Genomic DNA, 2,978 nt, shown 5'->3' with positions numbered 1-2,978 from the left:
CCGAGAAGCACGGTGAAGGTAAGCCCGATATTCTGCTGGGAAAACAGGCTCTCATTGGTGAAGCTTACGCGCGGGGTGAGGGGCTCTTCGATGAAGCGGGTGCCGGAGGGCGACTGAATCTCGTTCAGGGCGATGTTCGCAGGCGGCAGATCGAGGGCGAACTCAACCGGCACAAAAATGTGGTAGCTTGAGGGCTGCGTCTGAATACGGGCACGGCCGTCAGCAAACACCTGAATGGTGCCGTCGAAGTTTCCGGTAAGGTCGTACAGGGTACGCTCGGGCCACTGCGTATCAACCCAGACATCAATATTATTGGATGAATGCTTGTTGATGGCCACAATCAGGCCGGTATCGCCGCCGGTACCGCTGCGCTCAGCGATGTACACGTGCCGCGGGTCGTCAGTGGCATTTCCGGGGAAGAACGGGTTGCCGCCGCCCTGTCCGGGGCGGGTAAGCGCACGGTAGCTGCCGCCGCCCAGCTGGTTGCGAACCTGCAGCAGCAGGTTGATTTCATCCCGCAGGCCGTAATTGAAGTAATCGCGGTACCAGACCTGCGCATAACCCGGATGGGTGAGCATGTGAGCGTAGGCCAGCATCTTGTTGTTCACCACAGGGCTGTGGCCCGGGGCGGTGACGGAACCGGTATAATCGGTACGGTCGAAATCATGGTTATCCACAAACAACACAATCTGCTCGAAGGGCACGCCAAACACATTGTGCAGACCCGAGTTGTGCCAGTTGCGGATATCGTAGCTGTTGCCACCGTCGCTCATGGCCTTATAGGCAAAGCGCATGTTGAAATCGAAAATGGCACCCGGCTTGGAAGGCGGCGGAGACGGACTAAAAGGCGAATTGGTGGTATTCAGCATTTCGAGATAGGCCTGCTTTCGGCCGAGATCGCCGTCAAACAGCTCATGCACATGGAACTTGCCCTGCATGGCTCCGAAATTCATAAATGATTTGAAATACTCGGGATGGATGCCCTTCACAAAATCGAAGCGAAAGCCGTCGAGACCCAGGGTATTGGTGAGCCAGTCGCCCCACACTTTGAGGCTGTCGCCGATGGCCAGGCTTTGCCCGGAGCCGGTATGCAGCGCATTGGTGTAGCCAAACTCGTTCACATACATCTGATGGAAGCCGGCCAGCTGACTCCCGCTCAGAAAATCGCCGGTATTACTCTGGTTGTGTACGGCATTGGGGAAGAAGAACTCATTGCCCTCACCCACCGGCCAGCCGATTCTGCCTGAACCATGTGTAAGGGGGAAAGCGGTGAAGGTCGAGTCGCCATCCGGGCTGAACAGCGAACCTCCGTTGCGGTCGGTAAAAAACTGACCGTAAATGTTTGGCTCAAGGTTTCCGCCGGAGCGGTGATTGAGCACGATATCGGCATAAATTTTCAGTCCGTTGGCTTTGAGCCGTTCGATAGCGAACTGAAGGCTTTCAAAATTACCGTAGCGGGTGGGTATGAAAGCGCCCGTGCCGGAAGTCTGATCTCCGGCGCGGCTGTCGAACATACCGAGATCGTAATAGTCGTAAGGAGTGTAGCCCACATCGAAACCGCCGGCAGCGCCTTTGCTGGGCGGCGGAAGCCAGATGCTGTTGAATCCGGCAAGGCCGAGCAGATTGGCATTAACAGCGAGGGTGTCGTACCAAACCCCGCCGGGCGTTACATCCCAGTAGAAGCCCTGCATCATGGTACGGTCCTGCTGCGCATGAGCAGCCCCCGACATAATCAGCGAAAGAACAAACAGTAACAGATATTTTTTCATATCAAAACTAAAGGTTAAGCTCCGCCGGCACTGCACAGCGGATGCGGCATGTAAAAATGTAAGCGCTTTCATTATACCCAAAACTACGGATAGAAACAAGACTATGCCGCATGACCTCAATCAGGTTTTACAACAGCAGCCGGAGAATACAGCTGCTAATCGCTGAGGCAGCGTGATTCCGTGATTTAGTGAACTTCTGCAATTTGTCAGTAGCCAGTGTGCCGGTGTGTAACCGGCTATGCGCATCACCTTCTGAACGGCAATACATGGTTTTAATACAAACCGCGCGAATCCGGCCAGATTGGCAAAATCCGATCGCCACCCATCTGGGTCCACCTCACCCCAACCCCTCTCCTGAACCTGCTACAATGCTTCACCGGCCTGAGCTTCAGGAGAGGGGCTTTTGTTTCGGGGTGGATTTGGGTTTCGGGGCCTTAGCAGGTTGCTACAGAGCTTGGGCTCCTACCGGAGCCGGGGGTCGAAAAACCCACGGGGTTTTTCGTTTGGCCCGCAAACAAATCGAATAAAAAATCCGCGCAAATCCGGACCAATCCGCGTGCCAATTAACATTTGATTTTAATTGCTACCGCTTCCCGTTAGGGAAGCCATGTGGGTAGAAAAACGCACGCCCCCCTATTACTGGAGCAGCGCAGCTGCGATGCGACCGGCGGAGCCGCCATAACGGGTGCCATGCCGGCAAGCCTTAAAAAACCTGATCAGGCTTCGTAACACATATGGTGTACCTACGGCACACGAGATTTTGGAGGGAGTGGCGCTTTTTCTACCCATATGATATCCCTACGGGATATTGGTGCTTACCGCCGATTCGGCAATGCAGGCTGTTTTCCATCGGATCACTAATTCAAAAAGCCTCAAAAAACTTACTGCTTACCTTTGCAGCTTTGCGCGATAAAAAATCCGCGCAAATCCGGCCCGATCCGTCCAATCCGCGTGCCAATTAGCATTTGATTTTAATTGCTACCGCTTCCCGTTAGGGAAGCCATGTGGGTAGAAAAACGCACGCCTCCCCCCTATTACCGGAGCAGCGCAGCTGCGATGCGACCGGCGGAGCCGCCATAACGGTGCCCATGTCGGCAAGCCTTAAAAACCCGCTCAGGCTTCGTTACACATATGGTGTACCTACGGCACACGAAATTTTAGAGGGGGCGGCGCTTTTTCTACCCATATGATATCCCTCCGGGATATTGG

At 54.5% G+C, this 2,978-nt stretch carries 1 protein-coding gene; it reads right to left on the bottom strand.

Annotated elements, in window-relative coordinates; translation table 11 throughout:
- Positions 1-1,769 (bottom strand): alpha-amylase domain-containing protein (locus LAT75_RS15480; protein ID WP_291483731.1); only part of this gene is annotated, 1,769 nt, incomplete at its 3' end.
- Positions 1,770-2,978: the final 1,209 nt, after the last annotated feature.

The organism is Cyclonatronum sp., assembly GCF_022565315.1.
GTDB lineage: Bacteria > Bacteroidota > Rhodothermia > Balneolales > Cyclonatronaceae > Cyclonatronum.
The sequence above is the reverse complement of the archived record's forward strand: the minus strand, read 5'-3'. Positions and strand labels throughout refer to the sequence as shown.